Source organism: Paraprevotella xylaniphila YIT 11841, assembly GCF_000205165.1.
Classification (GTDB): domain Bacteria; phylum Bacteroidota; class Bacteroidia; order Bacteroidales; family Bacteroidaceae; genus Paraprevotella; species Paraprevotella xylaniphila.
The window spans coordinates 1-761 of sequence record NZ_GL883862.1 but is presented as its reverse complement, the minus strand read 5'-3'; the positions used below and the strand labels follow the sequence as shown (position 1 = coordinate 761).

At 56.0% G+C, this 761-nt stretch carries 2 protein-coding genes; both read left to right on the top strand.

The window, feature by feature from the left end; genetic code table 11:
• Positions 1–172: TraJ family protein (locus HMPREF9442_RS08940; RefSeq protein WP_008627747.1), on the top strand; the 172-nt coding region annotated here is incomplete at its 5' end.
• A gap of 31 nt (positions 173–203) precedes the next feature.
• On the top strand, positions 204–761 hold a 558-nt coding region (traK, locus tag HMPREF9442_RS08935), incomplete at its 3' end, for a conjugative transposon protein TraK (protein WP_008627745.1).

The following is a 761-nucleotide window of genomic DNA, read 5'->3' as shown; positions in this document are numbered from 1 at the left end:
CGGCTACTTTACCATTCCCACCGTTGCGGGCTGGATTATCCAAGCCGGAGGCATGGGCGGTTACGGTCGCAACGTGAACCAGATGGCGGGACGAGCCGGAAGCATGGCGGGCAGCGTGGCGGGTGCAGCCGCAGGAAACGCAGTCGGACGTGTCGGCAAATTGCTGAAATAATCAATGTGCAATCATAAATTGGAAAATATAAATGGAATTCAAATCACTTAGAAACATCGAATCGTCGTTCAGGCAGATACGCCTGTTCGGTATCGTCTTCCTCTCGCTGTGCGCCGTGGTGACGGTGTGGAGCGTGTGGAACTCCTACCGTTTCGCAGAGAAGCAACGGGAGAAAATCTATGTGCTGGACAACGGCAAGAGCCTGATGCTCGCCTTGTCTCAGGATTTGTCGCAGAACCGCCCGGCGGAGGCACGGGAACATGTGCGCCGTTTCCACGAGATGTTCTTCACGCTATCACCTGAAAAAAGCGCGATTGAACACAACGTGAAACGTGCCTTGCTGCTGGCGGACAAGAGCGTGTACCACTATTATTCGGACTTCGCGGAGAAGGGGTACTACAACCGCATCATCGCCGGGAACATCAACCAAGTGCTGAAGGTGGACAGCGTGGTGTGCGACTTCAACGCCTATCCCTACCGTGCCGTGACCTACGCCACACAGAAAATCATCCGGCAGAGCAACGTCACCGAGCGCAGCCTCGTGACCACCTGCCGCCTGCTGAACGCATCGCGGTCGGATGACAACCCG